This is a genomic window from Paenibacillus sp. LX16, from assembly GCF_036252815.1.
GTDB lineage: Bacteria > Bacillota > Bacilli > Paenibacillales > Paenibacillaceae > Paenibacillus > Paenibacillus polymyxa_B.
The window spans coordinates 2463186-2480000 of the sequence record NZ_CP141152.1 but is presented as its reverse complement, the minus strand read 5'-3'; the positions used below and the strand labels follow the sequence as shown (position 1 = coordinate 2480000).

Below are 16815 nucleotides of genomic sequence, written 5' to 3'. Positions count from 1 at the left end.
TCCAGAATGGACACGGTAAGATCAGACAAGGATTTACCGAGTACTCGTGCAGCTTTTGACAATGTAGTTGGGATTGGGTCCTCAAGTGACAGCTTTCCAGCCAATGCCGGGCCAACGGCCATTTTTTGCATGTACATATCTGGAGCGTGGAGTAGACTACCACGAGGTGCAGCAGCAATGACCGACAGAGCGTTATTCAAACCATTTGCTACTGTTTCGGTTCCCTCTAGTGGATCGACAGCAATGTCCATAGCCGGTCCTCTACGATTGCCTACTCTTTCTCCGATATACAGCATGGGAGCCTCATCCATTTCGCCTTCGCCAATGACGACCGTGCCGTCCATGGATACCGCATTAAAATGAGTGCGGATGGCTACCGTAGCCGCCTCGTCCGCGCTATTCTTATCTCCACGCCCTGTCCATTGTGCTGATTGCAGTGCCGCTGCCTCTGTTACCCGAACGAATTCCAATGCCATTTGACTCTCCATACCTATCCCTCCACCTCTCCTAAAAATAATTGTTACCCTTAAATTTAGGGCACCTTTGCTGCAATCTTTCTATTTATCTATTAAACTCCTGTATCCTACGATTTTAATTTTTAGTTATATGAGCAGCTACTAGGCTCTATAACATTCTGATAATCAAACCTGCCGTCTCTTCAATCGCCTTATCTGTAACATCAATAACCGGACAATTCAGCTCTTTAAACAAAGACTGCGCATACGCTATTTCCTCTTCCACCCTCGTCGCTGTAGCATACTGCACATTATTAGGAAGCCCCATAACCTTTAGTCGCTCACTGCGTATTTTCAACAGCAACTCTGGCTCGATCGTTAATCCGAACACTCGACCACGCTGAACATCCTTCAACTGAACAGGGGGTGTCAGCTCCGGTACAACCGGTATGTTGACCGTTTTATAACCTTTATGCGCGAGAAACATGGATAAAGGGGTTTTGGAAATACGGGATACCCCAAGCAATACAATATCCGCTTTAAGAATGGCGCTCACATCTTTGCCATCATCGTATTGAACCGCAAAATCCAAGGCCTCTACACGGCGAAAATAGTTGTCGTCCAGTCGATGTAGCAGACCAGGCTTCTCTTTGGGATCGTTATGGAACGTATCGGCAAACGCCTGCATCATCGGTCCCATAATGTCGACAGCCCGTACATTCAACCGGACAGCCTCCTCTTTCATCGCCTCTCTCAATTCCGGCTGTACCAGCGTATAAGCTACAAAGCCTTTACGCTCGGCAACTTCCTCCATCACCCGGCTCAGCTCGTCTTCATCCCTCACGTTCATAAATCTTTTGATCTCTGTGTCTGGTAACTCAAATTGGCGCATGGTCGCCTGTACGACAGCTTCTGCCGTTTCGCCAATCGAGTCTGAACAGATCGCTATAAAATGACTGCTCGTCTGAACCATTCGATTCCTCCCATTAATCCTCTGCTACCATATCGAGCAACATTTTAATAATATTCGTTTTTGTAATGCGTCCCACGACTTTCCAATGCTCCCCTGGTTTGTCGGAGTCGGAAGGGACGACGACAGGCAGACTGTCGATTTGACGGGCAATAATTTTGCGTGCTGCCTCTAATACCGTATCCTCTGGGGAAACGGTGACAACATTCGCCTGTCGAGTCATCACAAGGCTGACAGGAATGGTTGCTGCATTGGGATTCCCTAAAGTTACCTTAAGCAAATCCTTGCGGGAAGCTACCCCTGCCAAATCTCCGTCTTCATCGGTGACGATCAAATTGCTCACATTTTCCAAAAAGAGAGCCACGACAGCTTCCTGAATCGTTGTTGTTTCACGTACGATGACTGGAACCCCATGAAGATCGCCGACCTTCATTTGCAACAGCCGGAATTTTTCCTCCCGGTTCGGCGTGCCCCGCTTTCCAACAAAATATCCGACCTTGGGCTTTGCATCTATGTAATTCAGAATGCCCAATTTGGATAAGTCGGTCCGAATGGTCGCCTTACTGAGATTAAGCATTTCCGCAATCTGATCCCCGGTAATCGGCGCATGCTTTTGTACGATGTTTAAAATTTCTACTTGTCTTGCCGTAAGGTCGATGATGAACGTCCCTCCTTTTTTCTTTCGATCTGATATTGAATATAATACGTCATATATAACAATAAATCAACCTCTAAAATCATATAAAACATCATATATATAAAATTAAAGTGTTTATTCATGTCTTTCCATCATTTAAAACACTTATTACACACAAAAAGCGGGTACTTACACCTTACTCTTTCGAGTAAGGCGAAGTACCCGCTCCCTTATTCGTATCTTAAAGCATCAATCGGACGTAGCTTCGATGCCTTCCGCGCCGGATATACTCCGAACAACACCCCGACTGCCATACAGCACAGAAAAGAGTACAGCACGGGCTCTATCGAATACACAATCGGCATTTGGACGAATTTCTCGAGCAGCTTTGCACCTCCGAGACCCACCATTACGCCAACCAGTCCCCCCATCAGACTGAGAAAAACAGCCTCAGCCACAAACTGCAGCATTATATCACTGCGTTGCGCACCAATCGCTTTGCGAATCCCGATCTCCCTCGTGCGTTCCGTGACGGACACCAGCATAATATTCATAATGCCGACACCACCAACGCCAAGCGCAATTGCAGCTACACCGGCCAGCAACATATTCATAATCCGATCAACCCCGGACACTGTTTTTAAGATTTCCGTCTGGGTCATGATCTGAAAATCATCACCCTCTGATGGCTTTAGCTCATGTCTGACACGTAGCACCTGCCGAATTTCAGCACTTGCCTGACTAATCTTCTCCTCTGTTGTTGCAGAGGCATTCACCTGCTGAATACTCATATTGCCTAGCCGTTCCATCCCCGTTGTAATCGGTACATATACCTGCTGACCACTGTTACTCATATTGGAATTGGAATATGCCAGCACACCAACCACCTTAAAAGGAAGCTGTTTGATCATGATCGTCTCACCGACCGCTCTGGAGGCATCCGGACCAAAAATATTACGGGCCGCATCACTCCCAAGCACAGCCACATTCATTCGTTTATCCACTTCATAGTGGGTAAACGACCTACCTTGAGCTAGCGACAGCTTTCTCACATGAACAAATGCCAGCGAAGTCCCCTCAATTTGCCCGCTGACCTTATTGCGGCTCCACGTAATATCTGCATTGGTCATGGCACTTGGCGCTACCTCTGCTACTGCTTTTTGCTGCTCTAGCGCATCGATATCTTCCAGAGATATTCCTTTCGTCTGATTGAACGACATGGAGCTGGACCCATCATATGGAGCATAAGGATAGATCATCAGCAGATTATTTCCCATACTGTTGATCTGAGATGTAATCGTAGCCGTTGATCCTTTACCGATGGCTACAATCATAATCACAGCGGCCACTCCGATAATAATGCCCACCATGGTCAGCAAAGATCGCAGCATGTTGGTTCGCAAACTGTTGAGCGATACACGAATAATTTCCTTAAACTTCATGCCTTCACTTCCTCTACCGCCATTCTTCGTTTCCCAACAGGCTGATCCTCTTCAATCCGCCCATCTCGAAAATGAATCAGACGCTTGGCGTATTCCGCAACCTCCTGATCATGAGTAACCAATACAACCGTTTTCCCCTGATCATTCAGACGCTGAAAAATCCCCATTATTTCAACACTAGTTTTGGAGTCCAATGCGCCTGTCGGTTCATCCGCCAAGAGAATAACCGGATTGTTCACAAGTGCGCGCGCAATGGATACCCGCTGCTGCTGACCGCCTGACAATTCGTTCGGCCTATTGTTCATCCGATCGCCTAGACCTACGCTAGTAAGGGCCTCCATTGCCCGCAAACGACGCTCCTTGGCAGAAATACCCGCATAGATCATGGGCAGTTCCACATTCTCCAAAGCCGTTGCTCGCGGGAGCAAATGGAATTTTTGAAATACAAATCCGATTTTCTGATTACGTATAATAGCCAGTTCATCCTCGCGGGCATCTAATATCGAATAGCCGTCCAAATAAAATTGTCCCGATGTAGGTAAATCCAGACAGCCGATGACATTCATCATCGTGGACTTGCCTGATCCAGACGGTCCCATGATCGCAACAAAATCACCGTCAGCAATATCAAGTTGTACCTCACGCAGGGCATGAATTTCCTGATCTCCGACCTGATACACTTTTTTCAAATCCTCAATCTGAATGACGTATCTCATACCCGTTTAAAAGCCTCCCTGCATGCCGCCCATGGCGGAAGGGTCCGGCGGAGGTTCAGGAGCAGGCACAATAAGCGTGTCACCTTCCTTTACACCTGACTTGAGTTCGACTCGATCTGGCGTATAAAATCCGAGTTCTACGGGCTTGAAAGTGCGCGCCCCTGGATTTACAGCATTATTAGCGGAAACATACACGCCATCCTGTCCCCCTTCGGATCTCAGCGCAGTCGCAGGTACGAACAGTACATTTTTGTGTACTCCCAAAATAACGGCCACATTCATAATCATGCCTGTTTTGAGCTTGCCTTTCGGGTCATGGACAGACAGTTCCATCAGATACGTCGTCATCCCTTCATCCGTAGAGGCTTCCGGTGAGACGAATTGCACCTTCCCTGGAAAAGTTTCACCCGGATAGGCGTTGGTAGTCAACACGGCTGAAAGACCCTTCTTTACTTTGACAATGTCGGTTTGACTTACCTTTACAACTACCTTAAGATCGTTGGAATCCGAGTTATTCATGACAATGAATGGAGCGGTCGGACTGGTCCCCACATCTCCGTTCACCTTCAAGATCACTCCGTCCCAAGGTGCTGTGACCTGAAGCTTGTTTAATTCATTTTTCTTCTGCTCCAGTTCCGTCGCCTGTCTTCGAACCTCTATCCGTGAGGCTTGAATATTGGATGCATCAGCCGGAACCTGAATTTTGCGAAGCTCTGCCATTGCCGTACGATATCCGATTTCAGCTTCTGAAATGGTGCGACGTTTTTGCGACATGATTTTGCGGAACTGCAGATCCAGACCATCATAGTCCGTCTGTGCTTTATCCAGTGCTTGCTCTGCCTGCTCCAATTCACTGTTGGACACCGCCCCGGCATCATGTAAAAACTTTTGGTCTTCATATGCCTTTCGCGCCTGTTCCAACTGCTTTTGGGAAGTTTTCTTTTGACTTTCGGCTTCTTCCAACTCAAATGATTCTTGCGCTGTATCGATAGCCATTTTGGCCCGAAGTACATTTGTCTTCTGAATTTCAATGTCCTCTGCCTTCGGACCTTTTTCCAATTCAGCCAGCTTGGCCTTGGATATTTCCAAAGTATCAGACGCAGTCTGAATTTGCATTTTAATTTCTGAACTGTCCAGAAGAGCCAGCACCTGTCCTTTTTTCACCCTGTCCCCGGCTTTCACATTTACCGCTGCCAGCTTGTTATCACCTGCACTCGTGAAGTTTAACTTCACTTCCTTGGATGCTTGCACAGTGCCGGACGTGTCCAGCTTCTCACTCACATCGCCGCGCTCTACTTTAAGCGTCTCATCCTGAACTAAAGGTGCCGCCTGCTCTTTGGGCAGATTCAGATATACTGCCGCTCCGCCTCCACCTACAACCAGTAGAACAATTGCAGTCCAGATCCACTTTTTTCTCCGTTTTTTCCGTAACTTGATTAAAGCATCATTTAAAACCGTTTCTGCCAACGCCTTTTCCTCCCTATGTGCTCCATGGCTTGTTCAACGTATACTCATTTTGATCCAACTCGATCACCAGCTCTTCCATTTGTCGTTCAATCTGGTTCACTTTTAGCTGATTATTTTTCAACTCCGTCTCGATAATTAGACCTCTGGCCCACTTTTTGCGTGATAACTCCAAGGCCTCTTTTGCCGTACGCAAGCTTTCTTCCAGTTGTACATATTTCTTTTGGTTTTCCTTAACCGTGGCATACAAATTGCGGAGTGATTCGGCAAAATCCTTTTGACCTTTGGCGAGCTCTTCTTTGGCTGTATCGACATCCATTTTAGCTAGATCGTAAGCACCTGCACCGTTGTTAAAATCGAAGTATCTCACATTGAGCTCCGAAGTTTTGATACTATCCTCCAGCTTCCATAAATTCGGATTCATGTCTGTCAGCTGTTGTATATGTAATTCGATATCCAGTTTTTTGGGTTCCTTGTACACGGGTCGATCCACCATTTCATAGGCTGTTCCGTTAGGTTGTCCCATGAGGAAGTTCAGAGCATCCCTGGATTTTTGCAGCGCAATTTCCCCCTGCTCTACTGTTTGCTGAGCCTGGCTTCTGGCCTGTGTACTCTCGTTTTTTGCATACTCAGACAGCTTGCCGCGCGCAAATTTGGCAAGTGCAATCTTTTCCTCCGCTTGGGCGATTTCAAGCGCTTCTAGATCATTTTTCACCTGATTCTCTGCCACGAACACACTTTGATAGCTTTTCATCACATTAAAATAAATCTGGTCTTTGGCAAACTGCGCCAGCTTTTTGCTGGCTAGATAAGATAGCGTCGAGGAGCTGTAATTTCTCCATGACGTTTCATCATCAACATACTCATTGTCTATAAAATCGACAGGCGAATTGCCCAGATCCTTTTCTGCATTTTTCAGTTCCATTCTGCGACGCTCTACGTCCCGTTCGGCGGTACGCGTATTGTAACTGTTCGTCTGTGCCCATTCCGCAGCCTGCTTGATTGTCAATGTAGGTAAAAACTGACCCGTTGCGGATGATGTCTTCGATGTAGTCCCAGCGGATGGACTAACTGACGTGCTTGATGCTACATTTCCTGATAAACTATCAGCCTGTACAGTGGAGGCCAAGCCTGATGATAAGGACAATACAAGCAGCACGGCAGCCGCTTTTTGCTTCATAGATGAATCTCTCCCCTTTCGGTGATTCTTCGAATCATTTCCATTCTTTTCGACATAAATTTCCACGAACTCTTTGCATTCTAATTGTACTTTCAGGTTTATGTTGGTACAAGGTGTCAAAACAATACATTTTTGTAACCTTTACTTCCAAATTATTCGCTTTATACTACTTTTCGTCCAATCAGATATCGATTCAGCCTATTTTTACCTGAACTTTACCTGATTTTCAGCTAATTTTAAGGAAACCAACAGCATCTATTAAGGTTTGGAACATATACTAGAGAAAGAATAACAGCCGCTCACTGGGAGGGTTAATAGATGATAAAAGAATCTTGCATGACAACCACTAACGAACCGTCTGATTTGTGGATGACCCGCTTTTTACGTGAATCAGAACAAAAAAAGAAACAACTCATCCGGGAAGCCCGAAAAAATAACGATATACCGCTGATGAACAGCATTTCTTTTCACCTTGCCCAACGGGATCAGCAGCATCTTATCGGATAAAATGACAAGTGAATCTTATGTTATAAATAACAGATTACCTCTAGTTATCTGCTTCGTATGCTAGATGAAAAAGATCCGGGACAAATCGGTAATTGATTTGTCCCGGATCTTTGTGATGATCAAACCTAATATAAAACCGCATAGCTCGTTCCGTTCCTATTCTTCCATCTCCGCCTGCGGATCATAGAGATATTGATCCAGTGGAATTCGCCCACTTTCATTAAAACGTATGCCTTCCTCCTCCAAATACAGACGCTGCAGGGATGCGGACTCATCCTCCTGCAAAGCAATCTCCCCCAAACGGTTGACTACTCTATGCCAAGGAAGTCGGTGTTTTTGGCTCAATGTATGCAAAATCCGCACCACCTGTCTGGCACCTCTTGGGCTTCCGGCCTCTGCCGCAATTTGGCCGTAAGTCATTACTTTTCCCTCAGGGATCAACAGTATAATTTGAAGCACACGGGCAGTGAAAGGCTGCATGTTCTAATTCCTCCGTATTACTATTGCTTTTTCAATAATTATAGCACCCTGAACAGATGCTAAAAACCCCTGCTCCTACAAATGTAAGAAACAGGGGAAAACCCATAATTTAAATTTAGAATCCGCTTAGACCCTGTCCTTTTAAATCCTGTGCCACCAATCGGGCCAGTTCCCTTGCACCTTCATAGTTTGGATGGAGTGTATCGCCGTTCATATACAAGGCCAGTGTAGCGTCTTTACCAATAGAAGTGAAATAAGCTGAGCTAAGAACATTCAGGTCGACTAAAGGCGTTTGTTCCTCTTGAGCCAGCGCCAAAATAGCGCTTCTATACCATCTATTTTCTGCGTTGTGTACATTGTTAGCATTAAAGTCAGTGGCTCGTCCTTGCGGAGTTGATAGGATTACCGTCGCCCCCTTAGCCTTCACCTGCCGGATCATATCCCGCATCCAGTCCTTAAACTCCGCTTCGCTTTCGTTATGCTTTGGATTGGTGTCATTAATACCCAATTGGAGAATAAAATAATCCCCCGGCTTGATATATTGAACGATGGCCTCCAACTGTCCATCCTGATGGAAGCCTCTAGCAATTTGGCCTCCTGACGCCATATTGCGAATTTGAAAAGTATTCGTGTTCACAAACTCTGGCAGCAGTTGACCCCATCCCGCTTGCACACTGCTATCTAGTGGATAATAGTTACAAACCGTAGAATCTCCACCGATATAAATCGTTCGATTCGTAACCGGATTACTAGATAATTGCTTGATTTCCAATGCACTGAGTGTGAAGACCGCGCCCTCTTTGCCTTCAGTAACCAGCAGATTTAGCTGTCCGTCTGTCACTGGAATTTGAAAGCGATCCTTGGCCCCATTCCCTGTCATATTAATGACCTGATACACCCCTTCAGTCGCAATACTTGAACGAGAAGTATCTCCTAAAGTAATCGACACCTCATACAAACCAGGAGGAAGATCAACGTCAAAAGTATTCTCGCTTTTCGTACCTGTAGCCAGGAACCGTACCGCATCACTTGCCACTCCAGTCCCCGAAGCACTGACATTGCGCATATTCTCAGGAGTACGAAAGCCATAGCCACGTGCTAAGTCATAGGACAGCGAAGCGCTCACTCCGGTATAACCCGTTTCGACCGTACCTCCGCCAAAATCAAACTTGTACTCGCTAGCGGATGCATGTGCCGGCGTAGCTATGCCCACACCTGGTGCACCACATAAAAAAGCTGCTAAAAGCATGCCAGTCAATCCTTTTTTCCACTTCATTCTTCATTCCTCCTCCAGACTTTTAATTGTGCGAAGCAAAGAATATTTTTTTGTAAGCGCATTCATAAAATTCTATCCATTGTTGCAGGGTTATGCCTATGTAATTCTTATGCAAAAGATAAGTAGTTTATTCGTTAAGCTGAAACTTGTACTTGTACACAAAAAAGCTTCGCAGTTACATCTGCGAAGCTTCATGAAGCGATATTTCGTCATATCAAAATTACTATATTAATCCGCAACCAAAATTCCGTCAAAGCTCTCTGGACCTACTCGTATGGTACCCAGCAGGTTAGCAGAAACAAAAGCGGTATAAACCAATTGTTCTGTAATCGGTGGGTTAAAGTCATCGGCTGAGAATGCAATAACTTGTGGAGCCAATAAACTCAAACTAAAAGTTGACGTGGCCGAATAAACAACAGGGTCAGTTACCAGGGTACCTCTTACAATAGTGATCGTTATTCCGACTAAAGCAAGCGGAAGTTGAAGCGATATGGTTCCTTTAAGCAGAACCCTTGGCGTACCTGTAGCCCCCAGTGTGTTTAATCCGATCTGCCCAAACAATTGAGGTGTATTCAAAACCGTGATCGGAATGGCAATAGAGTTAGCTGTCGAAGCATTTTGGGATGTTCTCCCATCAATAAATGTTCCCATGGTTTCTCCTCCTCTCTCTACCAGATACTCATAGACTATGAAAAAGTTTGTTTTGTGCTTGGACTGAATAACTTGTAAAACACACAACTTCTGATGGATAGGCTAATGTGCAGCCCTTTCTCTGGCCCTGTGAATACACTAAACCAACACTGGGAAAGGAGGGATGTCATGTCTAATAAGTTTAGAGCCACCTTAAGGGGAGCTAATGAAGTGCCTCCTGTCAGAACAAATGCGACAGGAACAGCCGAGTTTCGTTACCGTCCAACGAGCCAACAATTAAGCTTTGAACTGACTGTGCGCAATATCTCACGGGTAACCGAAGCGCATATTCATCTGGGACGAAGAGGTGAAAATGGCCCTGTTGTTGCTACACTGTTTGGTCCTTCGAAGTTTGGGATAACCGTTAGAAGAGGCGTCGTTAGCGGCGTGCTCCGTGCATGTGATCTTACCGGTCCACTCAGAGGCAGAACCATTTATGATTTGGTGTGCCAAATTAGAGAGGGCAATGCCTACGTCAATGTCCACACGATCCGTCATCCGAACGGTGCCATTCGTGGACAGATTAGACGCGCACCTATCAAACGTTGCAAATAACGAATCAACATGAGTATAAAAAAGAACTTCCATGCCACTCATTTTGAGGCTATGGAAGTTCTTTTCTTATTTCTTAACAAAAGTTAAGAAGTTCATAAGTGTTTCTTAAGCCGTTCCCTTTCAGGTTGTTAAGAACTTTATCTTTTAATAGAAAGAGTTCAACAAGATACAGTTCACTCCTGAAAGGAAATGAAGCTCATGAAGCCTAAGACCAAAGAAAAAATTCCCGAATTGCAGTTGGTCAGAGCCATGGCGATTTTAGCCGTCTTGATGGTACACGCCACTTCTTATGCAACGGTTCAGCTTACAAATTCCAGTCTTTATGTTGTATACAATGCGCTCAATGTGTTGATGAAGTATGGAACCCCCGTATTTATCGCGCTTAGCAGCATGGTGCTGTTCTACAACTACAAGGATCGTCTGATGGGACGACAGCTCTTAAGCCGCTTTTATAAGCAGAGATTGCTGTACATCCTCTTACCTTATGTCATGTTCTCTCTGTTTTATTTCTTCCTGTCCCTTACGGCTGGTAGCTCCGAACCATGGAATATAGCTACACTTGCGAAGAGCTTTGCTCTGAAACTGGCAACAGGCAAAGCTTATACTCATTTATATTATATTTTTATCATGATGCAATTCTATCTTGCATTTCCATTCGTACTGTGGCTGTTCCAGCATTATCGGCAACTTTCACAATGGTCTGTTGTCCTTGGGCTGTTGGTACAATGGTCATTTATTATTGGAAATAAATTTCTATTTCAGGTTCAAAATAAGGGCAGTTGGGCACTGTCTTATATAGCCTGCTACATGCTGGGCGCTGCTCTCGGTTACTACTATCCGCAGCTGAGAACGTGGTTTCTGATGCGTAAGGGAGAAGGAAGCGTTGCCCGAGTACTGACATGGATCGCAATTTGGGCTTTATGGCTGATTTCAGCCACCATACATGTCTATATGTGGTACAAAAATAGAATGTACGGAATCTCGTACAATTCGCTAGTTTTTGAACTTATGTATAGTATGTACAGCCTGTCTAGCACGCTGGTAATACTACAGATTTCCTTTTTAATGTATAGACGACAACATTCCTTTGTCACTCGCAAGCTGGAACGTCTGGGCACACTATCCTTTGGTGTGTATCTGATTCATCCGTTTTTCCTGCTTCTGTATCGGCAGTTTTCACCACATATCGGTTCTCCGCAGCTTATTCATGTGTGGTACGCTGGAGGTTTTTTCTTTGCACTTCTTTGCTCTTGGCTCGTCGTGTCGACCATCTCCCGTTTCCTGCCATTTGCTTGGATCCTGTTCGGTCAACTACCGGGAATAGAAAAAAGACAATTCAAGCAAGAAAACCGTATTTCTTCAACTGAAACAGCACTATCCAAAGGCTGACGTCCCCAAGCAAGCGAACTGAGAAGAGTGTCCATAGCCTCCATCTTTAAAAATGTATATAATACGCCATATTGTATACTGCTATAAAGAACAGAAAGGATGCACGAGCCATGCATAACGGAACCATTTTATTAGTAGACGATGAGCCTGAAATTATTAAGCTGATGCAAATTTATTTGGAAAATGAAGGATATCGACTGCTTATGGCACGAGACGGACTGGAAGCTCTGGAGCAAATCAGTCGGGAATCGATAGATGTGATGGTACTTGATGTGATGATGCCCAATATGGACGGGGTTGAAGCTTGCATGAAGATCAGGGAAACCGAGCATTTTCCGATTATTATGTTGTCTGCGAAGGGACAAGATATGGACAAAATCACAGGACTCAGCGTTGGGGCCGATGATTACGTCACTAAGCCGTTCAGCCCGTTGGAACTGGTGGCACGCATTAAATCCCAGCTGCGTAGAGTACGGAAATATACCCATTCCTCCCCTGTATTGGAGCATGAAATGATACTGGATGAACTCTCCATTAATTCTGCTACGCATGAGGTCACTCTCGCCGGAGAATCCATTAAGCTGACCCCACGAGAATTTGCCATTGTCGAGCTGTTGGCCCGTAATCGTGGTCAAGTGCTGAGCATGGAGCAGATCTATGAAAAAGTGTGGAAAGAGCAATTTCTGGAGTCCAACAACACGCTGATGGTTCATGTGCGTAAAATTCGCGAGAAAATTGAGGCTGATCCGAGAAAACCCAAATATCTAAAAACGGTGTGGGGCATCGGCTACAAAATGGAAAAATTCGATTAATGGAGGATTCACGTCTTGAAGGCAAAACGATATGATACGTTAGGATGGAAACTGGCAGCCCTTAGCCTTGCTGCTTTCGCTCTAACCGGACTGATTTTGATGGTGTTTTATTATGGAGCATCTTTGCTACTATGGCTGAATCCTTCGCGTTCATTTTTTGGCACCCGTCTGGTTCGCTGGACCGTAAATCACATTGGGTCCCCACTAATCGTGCTGGTAGGCGGGCTACCTACATATATTTATTTCTTTTTCCTTTTTACCAAAAATACGATTGGTTACCTTCGCGAAATTACGACGGGGATGCAGGAGTTTGCTGATGGAGATCTGTCCTATACGATTCCTGTTTCTTCAGCGGACGAGCTGGGTACCTTGGCGAAAAATATGAACACCATGGCGGACAAGCTCCGTCTCTCACTGGAAGAAGAACGGGCTTCCGCCAAAGCCAAAAACGACCTAATCACCGGCGTATCTCATGATCTTCGTACCCCGCTAACATCCGTGATCGGCTTTTTGGAATATATTGAAACCGACCGCTATCGGGATGAAATTGAGCTGCGCTATTATGTGAACATTGCTTATGAAAAGTCATTGACGCTTAAGAAGCTGATCGACGAGCTGTTTGAATACACGCGTGTGAGCGGTGGCAGCCTGCCACTGGAACTGGAGCCTGTAGATCTCGGCAAATTGCTCACTCAGCTTGCTGAGGAATTTGTACCCTCGCTGGAACAGGCGGACATGTCCTACCGTGTCCGAATCGTCGAGCCTGTTCGGATTCTAGCCGATACCGACGAGCTGGTACGCCTGTATGAAAATTTGTTTTCCAACGCTATTCGATACGGAAAAGACGGCAAACGCCTCGATATCACCATAGGACGCGAAGACGACGAGGCGGTGGTAATCTGCACCAACTATGGCCCCCCAATTCCTGCGGAAGATGTCCCGCACTTGTTTGAACGGTTTTACCGGGTGGATAAATCACGTTCCAAGGAAACCGGAGGCACCGGACTGGGCCTTGCGATTACAAAAAGTATTACCGAGTTGCACGATGGCCACATTTCGGTTAGGAGTAATCGCAGACAAACAGATTTTGAAACCCGTTTTCCCCTCTATCATGCTCGTTAGGCGGTCTACACGCTAGCCCACTAACAACGTATAGACGATGCCGGGTCCATGCACGCCAATTGTCAAATCATTTTCAATATCTGACGAGCGGCTCGGTCCAGTAATGAAATGAATGCCTGCGGGCAGCTGCTCACGCCCGACTTCGTCAAAGCGGCTTAGAATCTCGCCCAGTCGTGTTCGCAAGCGCTCTACTGGCAGAAGAATGATCAGTACGGTCGGCAAAAGGCTAACCGCGCGGCCTTTCTCCGGCGAGGATAGCACCGCTACCGAACCGGTGTAAGCAGCCGCTTCGTCGGCGATGACGATGCCGATATCCGCCTCGGCGGCACGGGCCTTCCAGTCCTCGACTGGATCGGTGTTCCACACCGATAAACGGACTTCCGGCAGCGCCGATTCCAGCTGGAGCGCATCCAGGTCCGGCTCATTCTGCCGGACGATATAGGCCGCTCCCAGCTCTCGCGCTTTAAGCGCGATCCAGCCTGCGGTCTGCTCCAAATCCGGCAGACGCACGACATGCCCGCCAACACTTGTAAAGTTGGCGGTGAACTCCTCGATGCGCCGCTCCGCGCTCCATTCGAATTCGTGCCAAAATGCAGGTGCCCCACGAAACGGCTGAACTGGCGGCTCCGTCTGTCGTGGACGCTTGAGCCGCGTCGCGATGCCGTCCATAAAGCGTACTTGCTTGGCACGGGATTCAACTTCCATTTGATGAAGCCACGCTTCATGGACTGCTTTTGCTTGCGCAGAAGGATTACTCTGTTCACTCATACTGCGTCCCTCCTTTACTTCTATCTGCCAAAATCTTCTCCATTCGGCTGAGAACATCCAGCTGCATCACGTTGCGTTCCTGCTCCAGCTTATGCTCCAGCGTGTTCCATTGCTGACGAAAGGATTTTTTCGCCAGAGAGGGAGCTACACGGTACGTATTCCATCCCTTTAGGGGGCCCAGCTTAAGGGTAACTTCGCCCTTACGGACGACCGCTTTCTGTGCAATCTGCCCTAGCCGAATCGCCGCTGCGAATCGCTTCGAGCTTGAAACCACTAGCGCAAAACCTTTCATTCCTGCCGTTTCCAGCTTATCTCCTTGTCCCGCCTCCACCTTGCGTCTACGCAAATATACCAGCATATCATGCAGCGGTATTTTGACCGGACAGGCTTCATAACACGCACCACACAGACTGGACGCACTCGCAATATCGTTCCACTCTTCAATGTTGCCATGAAGGGCAGGCGTAAGCACTGCACCGATAGGGCCACTATATGTCCCACCATACGCGTGCCCGCCAATGTGTCGGTACACCGGACAGGCATTCAGGCAAGCCCCACAGCGAATGCAATTCAGCAACTCTTGAAACTCGGGATTGCCTAGCTGTAGTGAACGTCCGTTATCTACGATGATGATGTGCATTTCGTCAGGCCCATCGGCATCCTGGCTGCGCCGAGGGCCTGAAATACCGGACATGTACATGGTCAGCTTCTGTCCGGTAGCGGATCGTGGCAGTAATGTAGCCATGACCTCCAAATCCGTCCAGGATGGAATAATCCGTTCCATGCCCATCAGCGTAATTTGCGTTTTGGGCAAAGTGGATACCATTCGTGCGTTGCCTTCATTTTCAAACAGGACCATGGAGCCTGTCTCGGCGATGGCAAAATTACACCCAGTCATTCCAATATCCGCTTCTAGAAACTTTTCGCGTAGCTTTTTGCGTACAAAGCCTGCCAAAATCGTCGTATCCGCGGACAGTTTCTCCCCTGCTTCTTTGGATAACAGTTCGGCAATCTGATAACGGTTTTTGTGAATCGCCGGAATGACGATATGAGACGGGGGCTCTCCTGCCAGTTGAATAATATATTCACCGAGGTCACTTTCAATCGTCTCGATATCCGCACCCTCCAGCGCCTGATTCAAATGTAACTCCTCCGACACCATCGACTTGGATTTGACGACGGAACGTGCTTGGCTATGCGCAGCAATATCCAGTGTAATACGTACGACATCGGCTGCTGTGTCGGCAAAATGGATATGCACCCCGTTGGCGCGGGCATTTTCTACAAATAGATTTAAGTAATAGTCCAGATGGGCAATGGTATGAAGACGAATTTGGCGCCCGCGCTCACGCCATTCCTCCCAATTTCCGTGCTGTTCTGAGGCCACCCGCTTACCGTTGCGCAGCCGCTCTGTAGTGAAACGAACTGCATTCCGCAGAAAATCATCATTGAGGGCCAGCTCTGCGCGTTTTTTGACCTTTTGGTTCATGGAATGTGAGTGTACGACGGTCATGCGCGTTTCACCCCTTCGTACAGCAGCTCAGCCAGATGCATGACCCGAACTGGTTCCTCCCGATACCGGAGATTTCCTGCAATGTTCATCAAGCAGGCCATATCTAGTCCGACCAGTACCTCGGCTTCGGTCTCCCTGATGTGGTTCACTTTTTCAGTCACCATCGCTCCCGAAATATTCGGCATTTTCACCGCGAAAGTCCCGCCAAAGCCACAGCAGTCCTCAGCAAAGGGAAGTGGTACTAATTGCAGCCCCTTTACACTGCCAAGCAGCTTCATCGGTTCCTCCTTCACACCGAGCAAACGTGTGCCATGGCAAGACGGATGGTAGGTTACCGTATGCGGAAAAGACGCGCCCACATCGGTCACGCCAAGCACCTGCACCATAAATTGCGTAAACTCGTACGTCTTTTGCTCCAGCCTCCGTGCCGAATCGAGCCACTCGGGCTCATCCTTAAACAACTCCGGGTAATGATGAATCATATATGTGCAGGAGCCGGAAGGAGATACGACAAAATCGCTGTCGTTAAACGCTTTCAAAATCGTTTTGGCCGCAACCCTCGTTTCATCCCAATAGCCGCTGTTATAGGACGGCTGTCCGCAGCATGTCTGCACCTTCGGAAAATCCAGCTGAACACCATATCTGGCAAGCAAGCGTGCCATCGCTTCCCCCACCTTGGGATAAATCGCATCACTCAGGCAGGTAATAAATAAAGATACCTTCATACGGAACACCCCTTCCGTCCATGGAATTGCTATTACTTTATAACTGAAAAGTTACCTTTGGTGCCAATGCGCAGTCGGATGGTGCTTCCCATCGCTGTTGCCCCCAGATTTTTT

At 47.0% G+C, this 16815-nt stretch carries 18 protein-coding genes (1 of these 18 cut by a window edge); 5 read left to right on the top strand and 13 right to left on the bottom strand.

What is annotated here, in order from left to right; translation table 11 throughout:
- The 7 genes from glpX to T3H97_RS11395 form a co-directional block, all read right to left on the bottom strand.
- On the bottom strand, window positions 1–488 hold the 5' end (the start) of the coding sequence (gene glpX / locus T3H97_RS11425) for a class II fructose-bisphosphatase (RefSeq protein WP_328802579.1). 490 nt of this gene lie to the left of the window's left edge; only the first 488 of its 978 coding nucleotides appear in the window; it begins with the start codon at window positions 486–488; its stop codon lies off the left edge, out of view.
- Between the two features lie 136 nt (window positions 489–624).
- Entirely contained in the window at window positions 625–1428 is an 804-nt protein-coding gene (locus T3H97_RS11420) for a pyruvate, water dikinase regulatory protein (protein WP_250244947.1), read from the bottom strand.
- A 13-nt stretch (window positions 1429–1441) separates the two neighbouring features.
- Complete coding sequence (locus T3H97_RS11415) at window positions 1442–2056, bottom strand: helix-turn-helix transcriptional regulator (RefSeq protein WP_223822107.1); 615 nt, start codon at window positions 2054–2056, stop codon at window positions 1442–1444.
- 236 nt (window positions 2057–2292) lie between these two features.
- A complete protein-coding gene (locus T3H97_RS11410; RefSeq protein ID WP_328802578.1) occupies window positions 2293–3504 on the bottom strand; it encodes an ABC transporter permease in 1212 nt (403 codons plus the stop codon).
- The gene (locus T3H97_RS11405; RefSeq protein ID WP_250244945.1) at window positions 3501–4220 is read right to left on the bottom strand and encodes an ABC transporter ATP-binding protein; all 720 of its coding nucleotides are present in this window, start codon (window positions 4218–4220) and stop codon (window positions 3501–3503) included. Before T3H97_RS11405 ends, T3H97_RS11410 begins: the two co-directional genes overlap by 4 nt.
- A gap of 6 nt (window positions 4221–4226) precedes the next feature.
- On the bottom strand, window positions 4227–5687 hold the full coding sequence (locus T3H97_RS11400; protein WP_328802577.1) for an efflux RND transporter periplasmic adaptor subunit: 1461 nt from the start codon (window positions 5685–5687) through the stop codon (window positions 4227–4229).
- 13 nt (window positions 5688–5700) lie between these two features.
- Complete coding sequence (locus T3H97_RS11395) at window positions 5701–6864, bottom strand: TolC family protein (RefSeq protein WP_328802576.1); 1164 nt, start codon at window positions 6862–6864, stop codon at window positions 5701–5703.
- A 318-nt stretch (window positions 6865–7182) separates the two neighbouring features.
- Here T3H97_RS11395 and T3H97_RS11390 point away from each other — a divergent pair, with 318 nt between their 5' ends.
- Window positions 7183–7371, top strand: a complete 189-nt coding sequence (locus tag T3H97_RS11390; RefSeq protein WP_328802575.1) for a hypothetical protein — start codon at window positions 7183–7185, stop codon at window positions 7369–7371.
- Window positions 7372–7527: 156 nt separating this feature from the next.
- Here the strand turns inward: T3H97_RS11390 and T3H97_RS11385 are convergent, their stop codons facing one another.
- The 3 genes from T3H97_RS11385 to T3H97_RS11375 form a co-directional block, all read right to left on the bottom strand.
- Window positions 7528–7851: an MGMT family protein gene (locus tag T3H97_RS11385; protein ID WP_023988438.1), complete on the bottom strand. Its 324-nt coding sequence runs from the start codon at window positions 7849–7851 to the stop codon at window positions 7528–7530.
- A 115-nt stretch (window positions 7852–7966) separates the two neighbouring features.
- Window positions 7967–9127, bottom strand: coding sequence for a rhamnogalacturonan acetylesterase (locus tag T3H97_RS11380; RefSeq protein ID WP_328802574.1), 1161 nt, complete (start codon window positions 9125–9127; stop codon window positions 7967–7969).
- Window positions 9128–9355: 228 nt separating this feature from the next.
- Window positions 9356–9778 (bottom strand): hypothetical protein, encoded by a 423-nt coding sequence (locus T3H97_RS11375; protein ID WP_013310155.1) that lies wholly within the window; start codon window positions 9776–9778, stop codon window positions 9356–9358.
- 168 nt (window positions 9779–9946) lie between these two features.
- On the opposite strand from T3H97_RS11375, the gene T3H97_RS11370 reads away from it, so the two are divergent.
- From T3H97_RS11370 to T3H97_RS11355, 4 genes are all read left to right on the top strand, one after another.
- Complete coding sequence (locus T3H97_RS11370) at window positions 9947–10372, top strand: CHRD domain-containing protein (protein WP_023988435.1); 426 nt, start codon at window positions 9947–9949, stop codon at window positions 10370–10372.
- Window positions 10373–10570: 198 nt separating this feature from the next.
- Window positions 10571–11761: an acyltransferase gene (locus T3H97_RS11365; protein WP_328802573.1), complete on the top strand. Its 1191-nt coding sequence runs from the start codon at window positions 10571–10573 to the stop codon at window positions 11759–11761.
- Window positions 11762–11871: 110 nt separating this feature from the next.
- Complete coding sequence (locus T3H97_RS11360) at window positions 11872–12573, top strand: response regulator transcription factor (protein WP_328802572.1); 702 nt, start codon at window positions 11872–11874, stop codon at window positions 12571–12573.
- Between the two features lie 15 nt (window positions 12574–12588).
- Window positions 12589–13695: a HAMP domain-containing sensor histidine kinase gene (locus tag T3H97_RS11355; protein WP_328802571.1), complete on the top strand. Its 1107-nt coding sequence runs from the start codon at window positions 12589–12591 to the stop codon at window positions 13693–13695.
- A 12-nt stretch (window positions 13696–13707) separates the two neighbouring features.
- Here T3H97_RS11355 and T3H97_RS11350 read toward each other — a convergent pair whose 3' ends face one another.
- From T3H97_RS11350 to T3H97_RS11340, 3 genes are read right to left on the bottom strand one after another with little or no spacing between them, the layout of a single operon-like run.
- Window positions 13708–14463 (bottom strand): LutC/YkgG family protein, encoded by a 756-nt coding sequence (locus T3H97_RS11350; RefSeq protein WP_328802570.1) that lies wholly within the window; start codon window positions 14461–14463, stop codon window positions 13708–13710.
- Entirely contained in the window at window positions 14456–15976 is a 1521-nt protein-coding gene (locus T3H97_RS11345; protein WP_328802569.1) for a LutB/LldF family L-lactate oxidation iron-sulfur protein, read from the bottom strand. Before T3H97_RS11345 ends, T3H97_RS11350 begins: the two co-directional genes overlap by 8 nt.
- Window positions 15973–16701 (bottom strand): (Fe-S)-binding protein, encoded by a 729-nt coding sequence (locus tag T3H97_RS11340; RefSeq protein ID WP_328802567.1) that lies wholly within the window; start codon window positions 16699–16701, stop codon window positions 15973–15975. Before T3H97_RS11340 ends, T3H97_RS11345 begins: the two co-directional genes overlap by 4 nt.
- Window positions 16702–16815 lie beyond the last annotated feature (114 nt).